We start from the raw sequence: 22263 nt of genomic DNA, 5'->3' as shown, positions 1-22263 counted from the left end.
CAGCGATTGCGCGCTTGTTGAATTCACCCGGCACGGACCGGATCGTGGTAAACGAGGTCATGAGGGTCATTGTGATGTTTCGGTCCAAGCTGGCTGCGACCGTTTTGATAGTTGGTCTCGGCGCCGCTAGCGTGGCGGAGGAAAGCCCAGCCATCACTCCGAAGCCGACCGAAGCCCCTGCAGGACATTATCTTCTGGACGCCGGTCACACCCGGCGCATGTTTTCGGTCAATCATCTGGGCTTTTCGGCGACAGGCACGATCTGGCGGTCGGATTTCGGGATCGGATTCGGCATCCCGTCACCGGGCACCACGCTGGTGGTCGGTGACGAGTTCGCGATCCGGATCGAAGCAGAGTTCATCAATCCCGACGTTTCCGGCCCACAGCTTGGCCCGTAAGGTGGGTTTCAGCCAGCCACCGTCATAGGAAACGACCGGACAGGCTTGAATTCACGCGCGGGGCCGCGTATTTCCCGTCCGTTGCAACGAGACCGAAGGCGAACACGACCATGGCCACCAATCCGCTTCAGTTCCTCCAGCAGGTCCGCTCGGAAACCGCAAAGGTTCACTGGCCGACTCGCAAGGAGGTCGTGACGACCACGATCATGGTCTTCGTCATGGCGGCCATTACGTCGCTCTTCTTCTTCCTCGTCGACAGGATCATCCAGTTCGGGCTTCTGGCGGTGCTGGGGCTGGGCGGCTGATCACGGGTCATTCGGCCTTGAAATTCAAGGCCAAGGCTTGTAGTTGAGGCCAACTTTCCCGGCACCGGCGCGCAACGATTCGGTATGCGCGCTGTTTTTTGTTCGGGCAAAGCTGGGGCAACCCATTGGAATTCTGGAATAATCCGGTGACGTATCACCGGTCGAGCGGGGTCGAAGGCAGATGGCGAAGCGGTGGTATTCGGTGAGCGTTCTCTCGAATTTCGAGAAGAAGATCGCCGAACAGATCAAGCATTCGGTCGCCGAGAAGGGCCTTGAGGACGAGATCGACGAGGTTCTCGTGCCGACCGAGGAAGTGCTGGAGATCCGTCGCGGCAAGAAGGTGACGTCTGAGCGCCGCTTCATGCCGGGCTATGTGCTGGTGCATATGGAAATGACCGACCGGGGCTATCACCTGATCACCTCGATCAACCGCGTGACCGGCTTTCTTGGCCCCCAGGGCAAGCCGATGCCGATGCGGGACGCCGAGGTGAACGCGATCCTGAACCGCGTCGAGGAAGGCGAGGCCGCGCCGCGCAATCTGATCCGTTTCGAGGTTGGCGAGCAGGTGAAGGTGACCGACGGGCCGTTCGACGGCTTCTCGGGTATGGTCGAGGAAGTGGACGAGGATTCGAGCCGCCTGAAGGTGACGGTGTCGATCTTCGGCCGGCCGACGCCGGTCGAGCTGGAATTCACGCAGGTGCAAAAAGTCGCCTGACGTGTGAACCGTGGGAGGCGAGGGCTAGGGCCCGGACCGGACCACTAAACTGCACCCCACCCGGGTGCCAGTGATGAAGGAGAGGCCAGATGGCCAAGAAAGTGGTTGGGCAGCTCAAGCTGCAAATCAAGGCGGGTGCTGCAAACCCGTCGCCCCCCGTTGGTCCGGCTCTGGGCCAGCGCGGCATCAACATCATGGAATTCTGCAAGGCGTTCAACGCCAAGACGCAGGAGATGGAGCAGGGCGCCCCGGTTCCGACCGTGATCACCTACTATGCCGACAAGTCGTTCAGCTTCGAGACGAAGACGCCGCCGGCGTCCTTCTACCTCAAGAAGGCGGCCGGCCTGAAGCCGGTTGGCAAGCGTAACCGTCCGAAGGGTTCGGAAAAGCCGGGTCGTGAGACCGCTGGCTACGTGACCGTGGCCCAGGTGCGTGAAATCGCCGAAGCCAAGATGAAGGACCTTTCCGCGAACGACGTCGAAGCCGCGATGCAGATCATCCTCGGCTCCGCCCGTTCGATCGGTATCGAGGTGAAGGGGTAAGTCATGGCCAAGCTCGGAAAACGCACAACGGCCGCGAAGGCCGCTTTCGAAGGCAAGTCGAACCTCTCGGTCGAGGATGCCGTCAAGCTGATCAAGGGCGCCGCGTCGGCCAAGTTCGACGAGACGCTTGAAATCGCGATGAACCTGGGTGTCGATCCCCGTCACGCCGACCAGATGGTCCGTGGCGTCGTGACGCTCCCGAACGGCACTGGCAAGACGGTGCGCGTTGCGGTCTTTGCCCGCGGCGCCAAGGCTGATGAGGCCACCGCGGCGGGTGCCGATATCGTCGGTGCCGAAGACCTGATGGAGACGATCCAGTCGGGCAAGATCGAGTTCGATCGCTGCATCGCGACCCCGGACATGATGCCGGTCGTCGGCCGTCTGGGTAAGATCCTCGGCCCGCGCAACCTGATGCCGAACCCGAAGGTCGGCACCGTGACGATGGACGTGAAAGCGGCTGTCGAGGCGGCGAAGGGCGGCGAAGTCCAGTTCAAGGTCGAAAAGGCCGGTGTGATCCATGCCGGTATCGGCAAGGTCTCGTTCGACGAGGGCAAGCTGGCGGAAAACGTCCGCGCCTTCATCGACGCGGTCTCCAAGGCCAAGCCCACGGGCGCGAAGGGCACCTACCTCAAGAAGGTGTCGCTGTCCTCGACCATGGGCCCGGGCGTGTCGGTCGACCTCGCGTCGGCGAGCGCCCAGTAAGAATTTGCCGGGTCTTTGATCCGGCGAATGGCGGGGCCTGCAAAGGCCTCGTCCTGTCCGAGACGGAGGGTGGGGGAGACCCCATAAATCCTTCCTGAGATGGGGAACGAGACGAGATTTACCGGGGCTAGCCTCGGGCGATCCTGGCCTCGGGACCATCACGGACCCGAACGGTCCTTTCGGGGACCAGAACTGAGCCGGGGGGAAACCCCCATACTTGGAGTGAAACTGTGGATAGAGCCCAGAAAGAGAAAGTGGTCGAGGAACTCGGCCAGATCTTTGAAAGCTCTGGCGTCGTGGTGGTTGCCCACTACGAAGGCATGACAGTTGCTCAGATGCAGGACCTGCGCGCATCCATGCGTGAAGCGGGTGGGTCCGTCCGCGTCGCCAAGAACAGGCTCGCCAAGATCGCCCTTGAGGGAAAGCCCTGCGCAAGCATCGGTGACCTTCTCACGGGTATGACCGTACTCGCCTATTCCGAGGACCCTGTCGCTGCTGCGAAGGTCGCGGATGCCTATGCCAAGAAGAACGAGAAGTTCGAAATTCTTGGTGGCGCTATGGGCGATACGGCTCTGGACCAGGCCGGTGTCAAAGCCGTGGCCGCCATGCCGTCGCGCGAGGAGCTTATCGCTTCCATCGTCGGCTGCATCGGCGCCCCCGCTTCGAACATCGCCGGGGCCATTGGCGCACCTGCTTCGAACATCGCGGGCATCCTTTCCACTTTGGAAGAGCGGCAAGCCGCGTGAGCAATCTAGTGCCTTCGTGGGGTGAAACCCGTCGTTGGATCACAAACTTAGGAACGGAACAGAGAAATGGCTGATCTGAAGAAACTCGCCGAACAAATCGTGGGCCTGACGCTTCTCGAAGCGCAGGAACTCAAGACCATCCTGAAGGACGAATATGGCATCGAGCCGGCCGCCGGTGGTGCCGTCATGATGGCTGCTGGTCCGGCTGCCGCTGCTGAAGCTGCGGAAGAAAAGACCGAATTCGACGTCGTCCTGACCGACGCCGGCGCACAGAAGATCAACGTGATCAAGGAAGTGCGCGCGATCACCGGTCTCGGCCTGAAAGAAGCCAAGGACCTCGTTGAGGCCGGCGGCAAGGTCAAGGAAGGCGCGGCGAAGGCCGAAGCCGAAGAGATCAAGAAGAAGCTCGAAGAGGCTGGCGCCAAGGTCGAGCTCAAGTAGTCGTCCGGGGCTTCGGTCCCGACGTGAGAATATGGCTGGGTCCGGGCATTCCCCGGGCCCAGCCGAACCTGTCTTGGAAGGGGCTTCCATTGCCCTGACGTAAAGGATGTCCCTTCCAAGGCGAGGTTAACGGTTCGGGAGCTTTCCGGTGGGACGGAGGGCATGAATTGAACCGGCCCCCTTCATTCGCAAGCGGCGTGGTCCCGTGTCCCCGACGGTACCACACCCGCGAAGAGACGAAAGGTGACGACGAGCATGGCGCAAGCGACCGTTGGCCAGAAGCGTATCCGCAGATACTTCGGCAAAATCCGCGAAGTCCTTGAGATGCCGAACCTCATTGAGGTTCAGAAATCTTCCTATGACCTGTTTCTGAAATCCGGTGACCAGCCTCAGCCGCTTGACGGCGAGGGCATCAAAGGGGTCTTCCAGTCGGTTTTCCCGATCAAGGATTTCAACGAGAACGCCATTCTGGAGTTCGTGAAATACGAACTTGAGAAGCCGAAATACGATGTCGAGGAATGTCAGACCCGCGACATGACCTACGCCGCGCCGCTGAAAGTGACGCTGCGCCTGATCGTGTTCGATGTCGACGAGGATACCGGTGCCCGGTCCGTGAAGGACATCAAGGAGCAGGACGTCTACATGGGCGACATGCCCCTGATGACGCCGAACGGCACCTTCATCGTCAACGGCACCGAGCGCGTGATCGTTTCCCAGATGCACCGTTCGCCCGGCGTGTTCTTCGACCACGACAAGGGCAAGACCCACTCCTCGGGCAAGCTTCTTTTTGCGTGCCGCATCATTCCATATCGCGGCTCCTGGCTCGATTTCGAATTCGATGCCAAGGATATCGTGTTCGCGCGTATCGACCGTCGTCGGAAGCTGCCGGTTACGACGCTCCTCTACGCGCTCGGCCTCGATCAGGAAGGCATCATGGATGCCTATTACAACACGGTCGAATTCAAGCTGAAGAAGAACAAGGGCTGGGTGACCAAGTTCTTCCCCGAACGTGTGCGCGGCACGCGTCCGACCTATGACCTCGTGGATGCGGCCACGGGCGAAGTGATCTGCAAGGCGGGCGACAAGGCCACGCCGCGCATGGTCAAGAAATGGATCGACGAGGGCAAGATCACCGAACTTTTGGTGCCCTTCGACCATATCCTCGGCCGTTTCGTCGCCAAGGACATCATCAACGAGGAAACTGGCGCGATCTATGTTGAGGCCGGGGACGAGCTGACCCAGGTCATCGACAAGGATGGCGAGATCACTGGCGGCACGCTGAAGGTCCTCCTGGACAACGGCATCACCTCGATCCCGATCCTCGACATCGACAACGTCAATGTCGGTCCCTACATCCGCAACACGATGGCGGCGGACAAGAACATGAACCGCGACACCGCGCTCATGGACATCTACCGTGTCATGCGTCCGGGTGAGCCGCCCACCGTCGAAGCCGCCTCGGCGCTCTTCGACACGCTCTTCTTCGACAAGGAGCGCTATGACCTCTCGGCCGTCGGCCGGGTCAAGATGAACATGCGTCTCGACCTCGACAAGCCCGACACCCAGCGCACGCTGGACCGCGACGACATCATCGCCTGCGTCAAGGCTCTGGTGGAACTGCGCGACGGTAAGGGCGAGATCGACGATATCGACCACCTGGGCAACCGTCGGGTGCGTTCGGTCGGCGAGCTGATGGAGAACCAGTACCGCGTCGGTCTTCTGCGTATGGAGCGCGCGATCAAGGAGCGCATGTCCTCGGTCGAGATCGACACCGTCATGCCGCAGGATCTGATCAACGCGAAACCGGCCGCGGCTGCAGTGCGCGAATTCTTCGGCTCCTCGCAGCTTTCGCAGTTCATGGACCAGACCAACCCGCTGTCGGAAGTGACGCACAAGCGGCGCCTTTCGGCACTAGGGCCGGGTGGTCTGACGCGGGAACGCGCGGGCTTTGAGGTGCGCGACGTTCACCCGACGCACTATGGCCGGATGTGCCCGATCGAAACGCCGGAAGGCCCGAACATCGGTCTGATCAACTCGCTTGCGACCTTTGCGCGCGTGAACAAGTACGGCTTCATCGAGACCCCCTACCGCAAGGTCAAGGACGGTCAGGTGACGGACGAAGTCCACTACATGTCCGCCACCGAAGAGATGCGCCACACGGTCGCGCAGGCCAACGCGCAGCTCGATGAGACCGGCAAGTTCAAGAATGACCTCGTCTCGACCCGTCAGGCGGGCGAATTCATGCTGAACCCGCCCGACGTCGTGGACCTGATCGACGTGTCGCCGAAGCAGCTCGTTTCGGTTGCGGCCTCGCTCATCCCGTTCCTTGAGAACGACGACGCGAACCGCGCGCTGATGGGCTCGAACATGCAACGTCAGGCCGTGCCGCTTCTGCAGGCGGATGCGCCCTTCGTCGGCACCGGGATCGAGGCCGTCGTGGCCGAGGATTCGGGCGCGGCGATCATGGCAAAGCGTGGCGGGATCATCGACCAGGTCGATGCGACCCGTATCGTTGTCCGTGCGACCGAGGATCTCGAGGTTGGTGATGCCGGCGTCGACATCTATCGTCTGCGCAAGTTCCAGCGGTCGAACCAGAACACCTGCATCAACCAGCGTCCGCTGGTGAAGGTGGGCGACAAGGTCACCAAGAACGAGGTCATCGCCGATGGCCCGTCGACGGATATGGGGGAACTGGCGCTCGGCAAGAACGTCATCGTCGCCTTCATGCCGTGGAACGGCTACAACTACGAAGACTCGATCCTGATCTCCGAGCGCATCGTGCGCGACGACGTCTTCACCTCGATCCATATCGAGGAATACGAAGTCGCCGCCCGTGACACCAAGCTTGGGCCTGAGGAAATCACCCGCGACATCCCGAATGTCGGCGAAGAAGCTTTGCGCAACCTCGACGAGGCGGGCATTGTCTATATCGGCGCCGAAGTGGGGCCGGCCGATATCCTCGTGGGCAAGATCACGCCGAAGGGCGAAAGCCCGATGACGCCGGAAGAAAAGCTCCTCCGCGCCATCTTCGGTGAAAAGGCGTCCGACGTGCGCGACACCTCGCTCCGGCTTCCGCCGGGCGATTTCGGGACGGTCGTTGAGGTTCGCGTCTTCAACCGCCACGGCGTCGACAAGGACGAACGCGCGCTGCAGATCGAGCGTGAGGAAGTCGAACGTCTGGCGCGTGACCGCGACGACGAACAGGCGATCCTTGAGCGCAACATCTATGCGCGCTTGAAGTCCATGATCCTCGGCAAGACGGCTGTCAAAGGCCCGAAAGGCATCAAGCCGAACGCCAAGATTGACGAGGAACTGCTGGAATCGCTCTCGCGCGGCCAGTGGTGGCAGCTTGCCCTCGGCGAAGAGGCAGATGCCCAGAACGTCGAGGCCCTCAACGCCCAGTTCGAGGCGCAGAAACGCGCGCTCGAGCACCGGTTCGAGGACAAGGTCGAGAAGGTCCGTCGTGGCGACGATCTGCCGCCGGGCGTCATGAAGATGGTCAAGGTCTTCGTCGCGGTGAAGCGCAAGCTGCAGCCGGGCGACAAGATGGCCGGCCGTCACGGCAACAAGGGTGTGGTTTCCAAGGTCGTTCCGATGGAAGACATGCCCTTCCTCGGCGACGGGACCCCGGTTGACATGGTGCTGAACCCGCTCGGCGTGCCGAGCCGGATGAACGTCGGTCAGATCCTTGAAACGCATATGGGCTGGGCCGCGCGCGGTCTGGGTCTGCGCATCGACGACGCACTTCAGGACTACCGCCGCACTGGCGACCTCACCCCGGTACGGGATGCGCTGCGCCACGGTTATGGCGATGAGGCCTACGAAGAAGGCTTCGCCTCGCTTGATGAGGACATGCTGGTCGAACGGGCCGACACGGTGAAACGTGGCGTTCCGATCGCGACGCCGGTCTTCGACGGCGCCAAGGAAGCGGATGTCAACGACGCGCTGATGCGGGCGGGCTTTGACCAGTCCGGCCAGTCGGACCTCTTCGACGGCCGCACCGGCGAGAAGTTCGCGCGGAAGGTCACCGTCGGTGTGAAGTATCTTCTGAAGCTTCACCACCTTGTCGATGACAAGATCCACGCGCGGTCGACCGGGCCTTACAGCCTCGTCACGCAGCAGCCCCTGGGCGGCAAGGCCCAGTTCGGCGGCCAGCGTTTCGGGGAAATGGAGGTCTGGGCGCTGGAAGCCTACGGTGCCGCCTACACCCTGCAGGAGATGCTTACCGTCAAGTCGGACGACGTGGCGGGCCGGACGAAAGTCTACGAAAGCATCGTCAAGGGCGAGGACAATTTCGAGGCCGGCGTGCCGGAATCGTTCAACGTTCTCGTCAAGGAAGTGCGGGGCCTCGGCCTCAACATGGAACTCCTGGATGCGGAGGAGGAGTGAGGGCGTACGCGCCCCCACTTTCCCATCCCCTGATATGAAGGACGCAAGATGAACCAGGAACTCTCAACCAACCCGTTCAACCCGCTGACCCCGCCGAAGCAGTTCGACGAGATCAAGATCTCGCTCGCCTCGCCCGAGCGGATCCTGTCGTGGTCGTTCGGTGAGATCAAAAAGCCCGAGACGATCAACTACCGCACGTTCAAGCCGGAGCGTGACGGCCTGTTCTGTGCCCGTATCTTCGGGCCGATCAAGGACTACGAATGTCTCTGCGGCAAGTACAAGCGCATGAAGTATCGTGGCGTCGTCTGCGAGAAATGCGGTGTGGAAGTGACGCTCCAGAAGGTGCGGCGCGAGCGGATGGGCCATATCGAACTGGCCGCCCCCGTCGCGCATATCTGGTTCCTGAAATCGCTGCCGAGCCGTATCGGCCTCATGCTCGACATGACGCTGCGCGATCTTGAGCGCATCCTCTATTTCGAGAACTACGTTGTGATCGAGCCGGGTCTGACGGATCTCTCCTACGGCCAGCTTCTGACCGAAGAGGAATACCTCGACGCGCAGGACCAGTATGGCGCCGATGCTTTCACCGCCAATATCGGCGCGGAAGCGATCCGCGAGATGCTGGCCGCGATCGACCTTGAGGCGACCGCCGAGCAGCTGCGCGAGGAGCTGAAGGAAGCGACCGGGGAACTGAAGCCGAAGAAGATCATCAAGCGGCTGAAGATCGTTGAGAACTTCATCGAATCCGGCAACCGCCCGGAATGGATGGTGCTGACCGTCGTTCCGGTCATCCCGCCGGAGCTGCGCCCGCTGGTGCCGCTGGATGGTGGCCGTTTCGCGACCTCGGACCTGAACGACCTTTATCGCCGGGTTATCAACCGGAACAACCGTCTGAAGCGGCTCATTGAACTGCGCGCGCCCGACATCATCGTCCGCAACGAAAAGCGGATGCTGCAGGAATCGGTCGACGCTCTGTTCGACAACGGCCGCCGTGGCCGTGTCATCACGGGCGCCAACAAGCGCCCGCTGAAGTCGCTGTCGGACATGCTTAAGGGTAAGCAGGGCCGCTTCCGTCAGAACCTTCTGGGTAAGCGCGTCGACTTCTCGGGCCGTTCGGTCATTGTGACCGGCCCGGAACTGAAGCTGCATCAGTGCGGTCTGCCGAAGAAGATGGCGCTCGAACTCTTCAAGCCGTTCATCTACTCGCGGCTTGAGGCGAAGGGGCTTTCCTCGACCGTCAAGCAGGCCAAGAAGCTCGTGGAGAAAGAGCGTCCGGAAGTCTGGGATATCCTCGACGAGGTGATCCGCGAGCATCCGGTCCTTCTGAACCGCGCGCCGACGCTGCACCGTCTGGGCATTCAGGCGTTCGAGCCGGTCCTGATCGAAGGCAAGGCGATCCAGCTTCACCCGCTCGTCTGCTCGGCCTTCAACGCCGACTTCGACGGTGACCAGATGGCCGTTCACGTGCCGCTTTCGCTGGAAGCCCAGCTGGAAGCGCGCGTCCTGATGATGTCGACGAACAACGTTCTGTCGCCCGCCAACGGCGCGCCGATCATCGTTCCGTCGCAGGACATGGTTCTGGGTCTCTACTACGTGTCGATGATGCGTGAAGGGATGCAGGGCGAAGGCATGGTCTTTGCCTCGGTCGATGAGGTTCAGCACGCGCTTGACGCGGGTGCTGTGCATCTGCACGCCAAGATCACCGCGCGCATTCCCCAGATCGACGAGGAAGGCAACGAAGTTCTGAAGCGGTTCGAAACCACCCCGGGCCGCGTGCGGCTGGGCGCGCTTCTGCCGAAGAACACCAAGGCGCCATTCGACCTTGTGAACCGTCTTCTCAGGAAGAAGGACGTGCAGAACGTCATCGACACCGTCTACCGCTTCTGCGGTCAGAAAGAGTCGGTCATCTTCTGTGACCAGATCATGGGCATGGGCTTCCGCGAAGCCTTCAAGGCGGGCATCTCCTTCGGCAAGGATGACATGGTCATCCCGGATTCGAAGTGGACCATCGTCAACGAGGTCCGCGATCAGGTGAAGGAATTCGAACAGCAATACATGGACGGTCTGATCACCCAGGGTGAGAAGTACAACAAGGTCGTCGATGCCTGGTCGAAATGTTCCGACGCCGTCGCCAACGCGATGATGGGCGAAATCTCTGCCGTTCGCAAAGACGATGCGGGCGCCGAGAAAGAGCCAAACAGCGTCTACATGATGTCGCACTCCGGTGCCCGGGGTTCGCCCGCTCAGATGAAGCAGCTTGGCGGTATGCGCGGCCTGATGGCCAAGCCGTCGGGCGAGATCATCGAGACGCCGATCATCTCGAACTTCAAGGAAGGTCTGACCGTTCTTGAATACTTCAACTCGACCCACGGCGCCCGCAAGGGTCTGGCCGATACCGCGCTCAAGACCGCGAACTCGGGCTACCTGACCCGCCGTCTTGTGGACGTGGCGCAGGATTGCATCGTGCGGATGCCGGATTGCGGCACCGACCGGGCGATCACGGCCTCGGCCGCCGTCAATGACGGTGAAGTTGTCTCGCCGCTGAGCGAGCGCATCCTCGGCCGGACCTCGGCCGATGACGTGCTGGTTCCGGGTTCGGATGAGGTGATCGTCCGTGCGGGTGAGCTGATCGACGAACGCAAGGCGGACGCGGTGGAAGCCGCGGGCGTCGCGTCTGTCCGTATCCGCTCGGCCCTGACCTGCGAGGCCGAGGACGGCATCTGCGCGGCCTGCTACGGTCGCGACCTTGCCCGTGGTACTCAGGTCAATATCGGCGAAGCGGTCGGTATCATCGCCGCCCAGTCGATCGGCGAACCGGGCACGCAGCTGACGATGCGGACCTTCCACATCGGCGGTATCGCGCAAGGTGGCCAGCAGTCCTTCCAGGAAGCCAGCCAGGAAGGCAAGGTCGAGTTCCGCAACCCGATGCTTCTGGAAAACGAAAATGGCGAGCAGATCGTCATGGGCCGGAGCATGCAGATCGCGATCATCGACGAGAACGGTCAGGAACGGGCTGCCCACAAGATCAGCTATGGTGCGAAAATCCACGTCAAGGACGGCCAGACCGTCAAGCGTGGCGCCAAGCTCTTTGAATGGGATCCGTACACCCTGCCGATCATCGCTGAAAAGGCGGGTGTGGCGAAATTCGTCGACCTCGTTTCGGGCATCTCGGTCCGCGACGATACCGACGAAGCGACGGGCATGACCCAGAAGATCGTCACCGACTGGCGCACTGCGCCCAAGGGCAGCGATCTGAAACCGGAGATCATCGTGATGGACCCGGCGACGGGCGAGCCTGTGCGCAACGATGCCGGCAACCCGGTCAGCTACCCGATGTCGGTCGACGCCATTCTGTCGATCGAAGACGGGCAGGACATCAAGGCTGGTGACGTCGTGGCGCGTATCCCGCGCGAAGGTGCGAAGACGAAGGACATCACCGGGGGTCTTCCCCGCGTGGCGGAACTCTTCGAAGCGCGTCGTCCGAAGGATCACGCCATCATCGCCGAGATCGAGGGCTATGTCCGCTTCGGCAAGGACTACAAAAACAAGCGTCGGATCACCATCGAGCCGATCGACGAGTCCTTGCAGCCGGTCGAATACATGGTGCCGAAGGGCAAGCACATTCCGGTTCAGGAAGGTGACCATGTCCAGAAGGGCGACTACATCATGGACGGCAACCCGGCGCCGCATGACATCCTGCGCATCATGGGGATCGAGGCCTTGGCCGACTACCTCATCGATGAGGTGCAGGACGTCTACCGGCTTCAGGGCGTGAAGATCAACGACAAGCATATCGAGGTGATCGTCCGCCAGATGCTGCAGAAGATCGAAATTCTCGACTCTGGGGATTCGACGCTTCTGAAGGGCGAGCATATCGACAAGTCGGAGTTCGACGAAGAGAACGACAAGGTCATCGCGCGCGGCGGCACCCCCGCCACGGGCGAGCCGGTGCTCCTTGGTATCACCAAGGCCTCGCTCCAGACCCGGTCGTTCATCTCGGCGGCATCGTTCCAGGAAACCACGCGGGTCCTGACCGAGGCTTCGGTTCAGGGCAAGCGCGACCGTCTGGTCGGCCTGAAAGAGAACGTCATCGTGGGCCGCCTGATCCCGGCCGGTACCGGTGGCGCGACCATGCGCGTGCGTAAGATCGCCCATGACCGTGACCAGTCGGTCATCGAACAGCGCAAGGCCGAGGCCGAGCAGGCCGCCCAGCTTGCCGCGCCGAGCGAAGAGGTGCTGGACGACGTGATCGACATGGATATCGACAGCGGTCTGGTGGAAACCTACGAAAGCCGCGACTGACGGTCTGCGTGCCTGACTGATAAATGGCCCTCCGCCATCGGCGGGGGGCTTTTTTGTGGGCGATTGACAAGCGGGTAGGGCAACCACATCCTGCCCCCGCCGGAACCACCCCCGGCAGAAGACCCGGCACGGAAAGGTAAACCTTGCGAATTCAGGTCCTTGGAATGTGCCGCTTTTCGCTTCTCGTGACCAACGGGTTTCAGAAGCCGTCGCAGGATTTCGAAGAGCGCCGACGCGAGCTTTACGATCCGCTGCGCCTGACCACGCGGATGGCATGGTTCGAGCATGTGTTCATGCCATCGATCCGGGCGCAGAGCGATCCCGATTTCCACCTCGTGATCGCGACGGGCGAGGATTATCCCGAACCATGGCGCGGCCATCTGCAACAACTTGTCGCGGATGTACCGCCGATCGAGCTTCTGTTCCTGCCGCCCGGACGTCTGCGCGAAGTCTCACGCCAGGTGATGCTGGACCGGGTCGACAAAAGCGCCGATATCGTCGCGCAGTTCCGGCTCGACGATGACGACGCGGTCGCCACCGATTACGTCCGGCGCGTGCGGTCGGATTTCGAGGCCCTCGCCGCACCGGCCTATGCCTTTCAGCCGCTCGTCGCGCTCGATCACTGCAAGGGGCTGGCGCTGAACGGAACCGGCCAAGAGGTCAGCGTGCACAGGGTGGCGGCGTCCTGCTGGACCCCGGCGCTGACACTTTTCATGCCCCCGGATCACGATAAATCGGTCTTCGATTACCCGCATCATCTGGTCTATCGTCACATGACAACGCTCAGCCTTCAGGATCAGATCATGTTCGTGCGCGGCGTCCACGGGTGGAACGACAGCACCGTGACCGGTCGCAACTTCGCTGACCCGATGGAACCCGGTCCGGCGCGCTACACCCTGCGCCGCCGTTTCGGCATTGAGCCCGACCGCCTTGCCGGAGCGCTGAAGATGGCTTCAATGGCCGCGCGGGATCAGGGGCAGGCATGATCGCGAACGAAAACCTGCGCGGGGCGTTCTATATGAGCCTCGCCATGGCGGCCTTCACGATCAACGACAGCTGCATGAAGGCGGTGACGGCGGAACTGCCGCTGGCGCAGGCGATTGTTCTGCGCGGCGCGCTCGCGGTTCTGGCGCTTGTCGTGATCGGCATGCGGCAGGGTCGGCTTCGGTTCCGGTTTCCGCCGGGGGACGGCCGTTTGCTGATCATGCGATCCTTGTCCGAAGTAGCGGCCACGCTGACCTTTTTGGCCGCGCTCCGGCATATGCCGCTGGCCAATCTCTCGGCCATCATGCAGGCGCTGCCGCTGGCCGTCACTCTGGCCGCCGCTGTGGCGCTCAGGGCGCCGGTTGGCTGGCGCCGGATGGCCGCGATCGGCGTCGGCTTTGCCGGGGTCTTGTTGATCGTACGGCCCGGCACCGAAGGATTTGACCGCTGGGCGCTTGTCGGGCTGGCTTCGGTCGGATTTGTCGTCATCCGCGACCTTTCCACCCGTCGCCTTTCGGCGGAGGTGCCGTCGATCAGCGTCGCCTTCCTTGCCGGTGCCTCGGTCACCGTTGCGGCCGCCTGTCTTTTGCCATTTTCCGGCTGGGCGCCGGTCCGGCCGGGCATCGCAGCGCTCATCGGCATGGCCGCCGCGTTCCTGATCCTGGGATATCTGCTTATCGTGATGGCGATGCGTGTCGGAGAGGTCGCAGTCGTCGCGCCGTTCCGCTACACCGCCCTTGTCTTCGCCATTGCACTGGGTTGGGTCGCTTTCGCAGAACTGCCGGACACGCTTACCCTTGTGGGTGCGGGCATCATCATCGCAACCGGCATCTACACGTTCCACCGCGAACGGCGCCTGGGTCAGGTCGTCGCCACACCTGCAACGCCACCCCTGCGCTTGCGCTGACCGCGACCCGCGCTCATTTACAATCGCAGTCCGGTGAAGTACCACCGCCAGACGCAGACCCGATACATTGACACAAGCCGACTTCCGGGGCGCCCATGGTTACGGTTTCCATAGTCATTCCCGCGAAGAACGAGGCGGAGAATATCGAGACGCTGCTCGACGGGATCGACGCAGCCTGCGCCGCGCATGGGGATTACGAGGTCATCGTCGTCGACGACGGGTCCGACGATGACACCGCCGGCGTCGTGAACCGCCGGATGGACAGCCATCCGAACCTCCGGCTGCTGCGCCATGACCGCTCGGGCGGACAAAGTGCGGCTGTCCACAGCGGCGTGCTGGCGGCCAGCGGGTCGATTGTCTGTACGCTCGACGGCGACGGCCAGAATCCGCCCGAGGAACTGCCGAAACTTTTCGCGCCGCTTCTGGCCGAGGGGTCCGACGCGATCGGCATCGTTGCCGGGCAGCGGGTCGGGCGGCAGGATACCGTTTCGAAAAAACTCGCCTCGCGCTTCGCCAATGCGATCCGGTCCTGGGCTCTGAAGGACGGAACCCGCGATACCGGCTGTGGGCTGAAAGCTTTCCGTCGTGACGGGTTCCTGCGTCTGCCGTTCTTCAACCACATGCACCGCTACCTTCCGGCGCTCTTTGCCCGCGACGGCTGGCAGGTCGCGCATGTCGACGTTTCGCACCGCCCGCGCGGGGCGGGGCGGTCGAACTATTCCAATCTCCAGCGCGGTTTTGTTGGCATGATCGACCTTGTGGGCGTGATGTGGCTTTTGCGTCGTCGCAAGCTGGCACGCCCGACCGAGGCTGCGGCAAAGAAGGGCTAGGAAATCATGGACAAGGTTTTTGCCTTACTCCATGTCGGGGGATGGCTTGAATTTTGGTGGGTGGCCTTCGGGCTTTTCGGCCAGCTCATGTTCACCGGACGGTTCCTCGTCCAGTGGATCGCGTCGGAACGGGCGAAGAAATCCGTGGTGCCTTTGTCCTTCTGGTATCTGTCGATGGCGGGCGGGCTGATCCTTCTAACCTATGCGATCTACCGCAAGGACGTCGTCTTCATCCTCGGACAGTCCACGGGCGTCTTCATCTATGCCCGCAACCTCTGGCTCATTCACAAGGACCTCCGGGCCAATGGCTGAGCGTGCGGACTGGTTGCCGCGCGCGGCCCTTGTGGTCGGTGCGGTCACGCTCGCGCGGCTCGTGGCGCTGTGGTTCAACAAGACCGACCTTTTCGTCGATGAAAGCCAGTACTGGCTCTGGGGCGAGCGGCTGGATTTGGGCTATTACTCCAAGCCGCCGCTGATCGCCTGGGTGATCCGGGCGGTAACGGAACTCGCGGGCAGCGATGCGCCGTTCTGGGTGCGCCTGCCCGGCGCGATCTTTCACGGGGCGACGGCGCTGATCCTCGGGGCGGTCTCGGCGCGCCTCTTCTCGGACCGCGCGGCCTTCTGGACCGCGATCACCTATGCGACACTGCCGATGGTGGCACTCGGCAGCCTGCTCATCTCGACCGACACGATCATGGCGCCCTTCTTCGCGGCAGCGCTGCTATTCTATATCCGAGCAGCCGACACCGGCCGGGTGGCATTCGGAGCGTTCGCAGGGTTCTGCCTTGGGCTCGCATTCCTGGCCAAATACGCGGCGGTCTATTTCCTGATCGGAGCGGTGCTGGCGGCGGTCTTCGTTCCGGCTTTGCGGCCGGACTTGCGGGGCTGGGCCGCGGTGTTGACCGCTTTTGCGGTCGCGATCCTGCCGAATGTGTTTTGGAACCTGTCGAACGATCTGACGACCGTCGCGCATACGGTGGACAATGCAGGCTGGGTGCAGCACGCATCGTGGTTCGCCAACCTCAATCCCGCCGGTCTGGCCGAGTTCTTTTTCAGCCAGTTCGCTGTCGTCGGGCCAGTGATCTTTGCGGCACTGCTGTTCGGGTATGTCCGCCCCGGATCGGCCGGGGGCAGGGCGCTCGTGCTTTTCTCACTGCCCGTACTGGGTATCGTCTGCGTTCAGGCCTTCCTCGCGCAGGCCTATGCCAATTGGGGTGTCGCCGCCTATTTCGCCGGAACGGTTCTCGCCGTCGCCGTCCTTCTGGATCGCGCGCCGCGTCTTTTACCGTGGTCGTTCGCCATCAACGGCGCATTGTCGGTGCTTTTGCCGGTCCTGACGGTGATCGCGCCCGTCCCTGAACGCGGGGGCGAGCCGCTTCTGGCCCGCTATCTGGGCCGCGCCGACCTCAGCCATCAGATCATCGACGCGGCGGCCGCGGCCGGGGCCAGTGGCATCGTCGCGGGCGACCGCGATATCCTTGCTGACCTCTTTCATACCGGAAAGGGGATGGGGCTGAGCTTCTATGCGCTCCCGCCAAAAGGCCGTCCGCGCAGCTATTATGAGCAGAACTTCCCGCTTCCCGCCGATGTGGCCGGAGTGCTTCTGGTCGCGGGCGACGCACCCGCCTGCGCGGGTGCGCCTGTGGCGGAGTTCGACACCGGAAACGGGGCCCATGCGGGGCGTGTGTTGCGCGCCTGGCTTTTGCCCGAAGGGTGCCGAGATGCCGGGGATTGATCACCGCAAGGCGGCCATCGGGCTTGCCGGCGCCTTCCTAATGGCGGTCGCTGTCTTTGCACTCTGGCCGGGGATCGACCTTGCTGTGTCGGCGGCGTTCTTCCGCGAAGGCGAAGGATTCTGGCTGGGCCGGGTGGAATCGGTTCAGGCACTGAGGCATTTCATCTGGAACCTGTCGATCGCCGCGGTTCTGCTGTCGCTCGTCGCTCTCGGCCTCGCCGCGATCCGGCGGCCGCTGCCCGACTTCGGCGCGCGTCCGGCGGGGTTCGTCTTCCTGCTTTATCTTCTCGGCCCCGTGCTTCTGGTAAATGCGCTGCTGAAGAACCACTGGGGAAGGGCGCGGCCGGCCGATACGACGGAGTTCGGCGGGACACTCACGTTCACGCCCCCCTGGCTGCCGTCAGATCAATGCGCATCCAATTGCTCTTTCGTGTCCGGCGAAGGGTCGGCGGCGGTCGCACTCGCGATCACCTTCCTGCTCCTCGTACCGCTTCTGCGGCGCGTCCTGCCCGACCTCCTGTTCCGCGCCTATGTGGTGCTGGCGGTGTTTCTGCCCGCAGCGGGTCTCGCGCTGCGCGTCATGACCGGGCGGCATTTCCTGTCCGACACAGTGTTTGCTGTCCTTTTCGTGCTTGCCATTGCTCTGGGACTGCACCGCTGGCTTCTGACGGAACGACGCTGAGTACCCCTTGTTGACAACCCCCGCGACTCCCCCTATACGGCGCCCACTCGGCCACGGGTCCAATGCGCGTGGACGGGTATCAGAACTGAAGTGGTCATGATCCGGGCCCTATAGCCCCGATCCTCTGGAATTCCACCGCGTCGCCCCGCGAAGGGACGATTGCGGTTTTGGTGTTTTGCGGACGCGCAGGGCACGACTTGTGAGAAAAGCCCCCGGAAACATCGCTGACGGGCGATCGTTGATCGGGCTGCAAACAAAGGCGAGAGTTAATGCCGACGATCCAACAGCTGATCCGGAAGCCCCGGGAAGCAAAGCCGCAAAAGTCCAAGTCCCAGCACCTGGAATCCTGCCCGCAGAAGCGCGGTGTCTGCACGCGCGTCTACACCACGACGCCGAAGAAGCCGAACTCGGCTATGCGTAAGGTGGCCAAGGTCCGCCTGACCAACGGCTACGAGGTGATCAGCTACATCCCCGGCGAAAAGCACAACCTTCAGGAACACTCCGTTGTCCTGATCCGTGGCGGCCGGGTGAAAGACCTTCCGGGCGTCCGTTACCACATCCTGCGCGGTGTCCTCGATACCCAGGGTGTCAAAGATCGTCGTCAGCGCCGCTCGAAATACGGCGCGAAGCGTCCGAAATAAGGAGATCACCAGATGTCTCGTCGTCACGCCGCCGAAAAGCGCGAAGTCCTGCCCGACGCCAAGTATGGTGATCGGGTTCTCACCAAGTTCATGAACAACCTGATGGTCGACGGCAAGAAATCCGTCGCCGAGCGGATTGTCTACAACGCGCTGGAGCGTGTTGAGGGCAAGCTGAAGCGCTCGCCGGTCGAATGCTTCCACGAAGCGCTCGACAACGTGAAGCCGTCGCTCGAAGTGCGTTCGCGCCGCGTTGGCGGTGCGACCTATCAGGTGCCGGTCGAGGTCCGCCCGGAGCGCCGTGAGGCGCTGGCGATCCGCTGGCTCATCACCGCCGCGAAGAACCGCAACGAAAACACGATGGAAGAGCGTCTGGCAGGTGAGCTGACCGACGCCGTCAACGGTCGTGGCACTGCGGTGAAGAAGCGCGAAGACACCCACAAGATGGCCGACGCGAACAAAGCGTTCAGCCATTACCGCTGGTAAGACCGAAGGAAGGCAAGAAAGATGGCACGCGATTATCCGCTGCAGCGATACCGCAACTTCGGGATCATGGCCCATATCGACGCGGGCAAGACCACCACGACCGAGCGGATCCTGTATTACACCGGCAAGTCCCACAAGATCGGCGAAGTCCATGATGGCGCCGCGACCATGGACTGGATGGAGCAGGAGCAGGAGCGTGGCATCACGATCACCTCGGCTGCGACCACCACGTTCTGGCAGCGTCAGGAAGACCCGAGTGCCGAAGGCACCTCTGACACCAAGTACCGGTTCAACATCATCGACACCCCGGGCCACGTCGACTTCACCATCGAAGTCGAGCGTTCGCTCGCCGTTCTCGACGGGGCAGTATGCCTTCTCGACGCCAATGCCGGCGTCGAGCCGCAGACCGAAACCGTCTGGCGTCAGGCCGACCGCTACAAGGTCCCGCGGATCGTGTTCGTCAACAAGATGGACAAGATCGGCGCTGACTTCTTCAACTGCGTGAAGATGATCAAGGACCGCACCGGTGCGACCCCGGCCCCGATCGCCCTGCCGATCGGCGCTGAGGACAAGCTTGAGGGCATCGTCGACCTGATCTCCATGGAAGAGTGGGTGTATCAGGGCGAAGACCTCGGCGCCTCCTGGGTGCGTCAGCCGATCCGCGATGAACTTAAGGACGTCGCCGACGAATGGCGCGGCAAGCTCATCGAACTCGCCGTCGAACAGGACGACGACGCGATGATGGCTTACCTCGAAGGCGAAGAGCCGGACGTTCCGACGCTCCGCAAGCTGATCCGCAAGGGGACGCTTTCGCTGACCTTCGTTCCGGTCACCGCCGGTTCGGCCTTCAAGAACAAGGGCGTCCAGCCGCTTCTGAACGCGGTCATCGACTTCCTGCCCTCGCCCCTCGACGTGCCGGCCTATATGGGCTTCGCGCCGGGTGACGAAAGCGAAGAGCGCAACATCGCCCGTTCTGCGGACGACGCGCAGCCCTTCGCGGCGCTGGCGTTCAAGATCATGAACGACCCGTTCGTCGGCTCGCTCACCTTCACCCGTATCTATTCGGGCGTCCTCAAGAAGGGCGACCAGATCATGAATACGACGAAGGGCAAGCGCGAGCGCATCGGCCGCATGATGATGATGCACGCCATCAACCGCGAGGAAATCGAAGAAGCCTTCGCGGGCGACATCATCGCTCTGGCGGGTCTGAAGGAAACCACCACCGGCGACACGCTGTCGGATGCGTCCAAGCAGGTGGTTCTGGAAACCATGACCTTCCCCGAGCCGGTCATCGAGATCGCGGTGGAGCCGAAGTCGAAAGCCGACCAGGAAAAGATGGGCCTTGCCCTTCAGCGTCTGGCTGCCGAAGACCCGTCCTTCCGCGTCGAGACCGACATCGAATCGGGCCAGACCATCATGAAGGGCATGGGCGAACTTCACCTCGACATCCTTGTCGACCGCATGAAGCGGGAGTTCAAGGTCGAGGCGAACATCGGCGCTCCGCAGGTGGCCTACCGCGAAACCATCTCGCGCGAAGCCGAGATCGACTACACGCACAAGAAGCAGACCGGTGGTACCGGCCAGTTCGCCCGCGTGAAGCTCGTCATCACCCCGACCGAGCCGGGCGAGGGCTACTCGTTCGAATCGAAGATCGTCGGTGGTGCGGTGCCGAAGGAATATATTCCGGGCGTCGAAAAGGGCATCAAGTCGGTCATGGACTCCGGTCCGCTCGCGGGCTTCCCGGTCATCGACTTCAAGGTCGCGCTCATTGACGGTGCGTTCCACGACGTCGACTCCTCGGTCCTCGCCTTCGAAATCGCCTCCCGTGCCGGTATGCGCGAAGGCATGAAGAAGGCCGGTGCCAAGCTTCTCGAACCGATCATGAAGGTCGAAGTTGTGACCCCGGAAGAATATACCGGCGGCATCATCGGTGACCTCACGTCGCGCCGGGGCATGGTGCAGGGCCAGGACACGCGCGGCAACGCCAACGTGATCAACGCCTTCGTGCCGCTCGCCAACATGTTCGGCTACATCAACAACCTGCGCTCTATGTCCTCGGGCCGCGCGGTGTTCACGATGCAGTTCGACCATTACGAGGCCGTGCCGCAGAACATCTCGGACGAGATCCAGAAGAAATACGCTTGATAACTCGGTGCGCCAAAGCGGCGCACCCTACCACCCCGTAGGGCGCTTGGAAGCGCACCGAACAAAGAACAGGAGGCCATGATGGCAAAGGCAAAGTTTGAACGTAACAAACCGCACGTGAACATTGGCACGATTGGCCACGTTGACCACGGCAAGACGACGCTGACGGCTGCGATCACGAAGTATTTCGGTGATTTCAAGGCCTATGACCAGATCGACGCGGCGCCGGAAGAGAAGGCGCGGGGGATCACGATCTCGACCGCTCACGTGGAATACGAGACGGCGAACCGTCACTACGCCCACGTCGACTGCCCGGGCCACGCCGACTACGTGAAGAACATGATCACGGGTGCGGCGCAGATGGACGGCGCGATCCTCGTGGTGAACGCCGCTGACGGCCCGATGCCGCAGACGCGCGAGCACATCCTTCTCGGCCGTCAGGTCGGCATCCCCTACATGGTCGTCTACCTTAACAAGGTCGACCAGGTGGATGACGAGGAGCTTCTGGAGCTCGTCGAGATGGAAGTCCGTGAGCTTCTCTCCTCCTACGAATATCCGGGCGACGACATTCCGATCATCAAGGGTTCGGCTCTGGCCGCTCTGGAAGGCCGTGACGCCGAGATCGGCGAGAACTCGATCCGCGCGCTGATGGAAGCGGTCGACACCTACTTCCCGACGCCCGAGCGCGCCGTGGACCAGCCGTTCCTGATGCCGATCGAAGACGTGTTCTCGATCTCGGGCCGCGGCACGGTTGTTACGGGGCGTGTCGAGCGTGGCGTGATCAATGTCGGCGACGAGATCGAGATCGTCGGCATCCGCGACACCAAGAAGACGGTCTGTACCGGTGTGGAAATGTTCCGCAAGCTGCTGGACCGTGGTGAGGCCGGCGACAACATCGGCGCGCTTCTGCGCGGTGTCGACCGTGACGGCGTCGAGCGGGGCCAGGTTCTCTGCAAGCCGGGTTCGGTGAAGCCGCACACCCAGTTCGAAGCCGAGGCCTATATCCTGACCAAGGAAGAGGGTGGCCGTCACACGCCGTTCTTCGCCAACTACCGTCCGCAGTTCTACTTCCGCACGACCGACGTGACGGGCACGGTGAAGCTGCCGGAAGGCACCGAGATGGTGATGCCGGGCGACAACCTGAAGTTCGAGGTCGAGCTGATTGCCCCGATCGCGATGGAAGAGAAGCTCCGCTTCGCCATCCGCGAAGGCGGCCGCACCGTCGGCGCAGGCGTCGTGTCGAAAATCATCAAGTAAGACTACGGGTTCGAAGCAGGCCGGGCATGAGGCCCGGTCTGCCTCTCAACTTTGAAGCC

General features: G+C 62.4%; 19 protein-coding genes. All 19 read left to right on the top strand.

From position 1 onward, the window contains the following. The first annotated feature begins 59 nt into the window (after positions 1-59). The 19 genes from OEZ71_RS07150 to tuf all read left to right on the top strand — a co-directional run bounded on the left by OEZ71_RS07150 (position 60) and on the right by tuf (position 22204). Positions 60-398: a hypothetical protein gene (locus OEZ71_RS07150; RefSeq protein ID WP_263739266.1), complete on the top strand. Its 339-nt coding sequence runs from the start codon at positions 60-62 to the stop codon at positions 396-398. 110 nt (positions 399-508) lie between these two features. Next, positions 509-703 (top strand): preprotein translocase subunit SecE, encoded by a 195-nt coding sequence (gene secE, locus OEZ71_RS07145; RefSeq protein ID WP_263739265.1) that lies wholly within the window; start codon positions 509-511, stop codon positions 701-703. A gap of 181 nt (positions 704-884) precedes the next feature. Next, positions 885-1418, top strand: coding sequence for a transcription termination/antitermination protein NusG (gene nusG, locus OEZ71_RS07140; protein ID WP_263739264.1), 534 nt, complete (start codon positions 885-887; stop codon positions 1416-1418). Between the two features lie 89 nt (positions 1419-1507). Further along, positions 1508-1960, top strand: a complete 453-nt coding sequence (gene rplK / locus OEZ71_RS07135; protein ID WP_263739263.1) for a 50S ribosomal protein L11 — start codon at positions 1508-1510, stop codon at positions 1958-1960. 3 nt (positions 1961-1963) lie between these two features. Then, positions 1964-2662, top strand: a complete 699-nt coding sequence (rplA, locus tag OEZ71_RS07130) for a 50S ribosomal protein L1 (RefSeq protein WP_263739262.1) — start codon at positions 1964-1966, stop codon at positions 2660-2662. A gap of 230 nt (positions 2663-2892) precedes the next feature. After that, complete coding sequence (gene rplJ, locus OEZ71_RS07125) at positions 2893-3408, top strand: 50S ribosomal protein L10 (protein WP_263739261.1); 516 nt, start codon at positions 2893-2895, stop codon at positions 3406-3408. Positions 3409-3474: 66 nt separating this feature from the next. Then, positions 3475-3849, top strand: a complete 375-nt coding sequence (rplL, locus tag OEZ71_RS07120; protein ID WP_263739260.1) for a 50S ribosomal protein L7/L12 — start codon at positions 3475-3477, stop codon at positions 3847-3849. Positions 3850-4104: 255 nt separating this feature from the next. Continuing rightward, the gene (gene rpoB / locus OEZ71_RS07115; protein WP_263739259.1) at positions 4105-8238 is read left to right on the top strand and encodes a DNA-directed RNA polymerase subunit beta; all 4134 of its coding nucleotides are present in this window, start codon (positions 4105-4107) and stop codon (positions 8236-8238) included. 48 nt (positions 8239-8286) lie between these two features. Beyond that, complete coding sequence (gene rpoC, locus OEZ71_RS07110) at positions 8287-12540, top strand: DNA-directed RNA polymerase subunit beta' (RefSeq protein WP_263739258.1); 4254 nt, start codon at positions 8287-8289, stop codon at positions 12538-12540. 164 nt (positions 12541-12704) lie between these two features. Beyond that, positions 12705-13526, top strand: coding sequence for a putative rhamnosyl transferase (locus OEZ71_RS07105; protein WP_263739257.1), 822 nt, complete (start codon positions 12705-12707; stop codon positions 13524-13526). Then, complete coding sequence (locus OEZ71_RS07100; RefSeq protein WP_263739256.1) at positions 13523-14431, top strand: DMT family transporter; 909 nt, start codon at positions 13523-13525, stop codon at positions 14429-14431. Before OEZ71_RS07105 ends, OEZ71_RS07100 begins: the two co-directional genes overlap by 4 nt. A gap of 95 nt (positions 14432-14526) precedes the next feature. Beyond that, the gene (locus OEZ71_RS07095) at positions 14527-15261 is read left to right on the top strand and encodes a glycosyltransferase family 2 protein (RefSeq protein ID WP_263739255.1); all 735 of its coding nucleotides are present in this window, start codon (positions 14527-14529) and stop codon (positions 15259-15261) included. Positions 15262-15267: 6 nt separating this feature from the next. After that, complete coding sequence (locus OEZ71_RS07090) at positions 15268-15573, top strand: lipid-A-disaccharide synthase N-terminal domain-containing protein (RefSeq protein WP_263739254.1); 306 nt, start codon at positions 15268-15270, stop codon at positions 15571-15573. Next, positions 15566-16996, top strand: coding sequence for an ArnT family glycosyltransferase (locus OEZ71_RS07085; RefSeq protein WP_263739253.1), 1431 nt, complete (start codon positions 15566-15568; stop codon positions 16994-16996). Before OEZ71_RS07090 ends, OEZ71_RS07085 begins: the two co-directional genes overlap by 8 nt. Continuing rightward, positions 16983-17678: a phosphatase PAP2 family protein gene (locus tag OEZ71_RS07080; protein ID WP_263739252.1), complete on the top strand. Its 696-nt coding sequence runs from the start codon at positions 16983-16985 to the stop codon at positions 17676-17678. Before OEZ71_RS07085 ends, OEZ71_RS07080 begins: the two co-directional genes overlap by 14 nt. A gap of 269 nt (positions 17679-17947) precedes the next feature. Then, entirely contained in the window at positions 17948-18319 is a 372-nt protein-coding gene (gene rpsL / locus OEZ71_RS07075; protein ID WP_108855081.1) for a 30S ribosomal protein S12, read from the top strand. 12 nt (positions 18320-18331) lie between these two features. Then, positions 18332-18802 (top strand): 30S ribosomal protein S7, encoded by a 471-nt coding sequence (rpsG, locus tag OEZ71_RS07070; RefSeq protein WP_263739251.1) that lies wholly within the window; start codon positions 18332-18334, stop codon positions 18800-18802. 21 nt (positions 18803-18823) lie between these two features. Beyond that, positions 18824-20947, top strand: coding sequence for an elongation factor G (gene fusA / locus OEZ71_RS07065; RefSeq protein ID WP_263739250.1), 2124 nt, complete (start codon positions 18824-18826; stop codon positions 20945-20947). Between the two features lie 81 nt (positions 20948-21028). Continuing rightward, entirely contained in the window at positions 21029-22204 is a 1176-nt protein-coding gene (gene tuf, locus OEZ71_RS07060; RefSeq protein WP_263739249.1) for an elongation factor Tu, read from the top strand. Positions 22205-22263: the final 59 nt, after the last annotated feature.

The organism is Albidovulum litorale, assembly GCF_025751495.1.
Lineage (GTDB): Bacteria > Pseudomonadota > Alphaproteobacteria > Rhodobacterales > Rhodobacteraceae > Albidovulum > Albidovulum litorale.
This window is presented reverse-complemented; position numbering and strand designations above follow the sequence as displayed.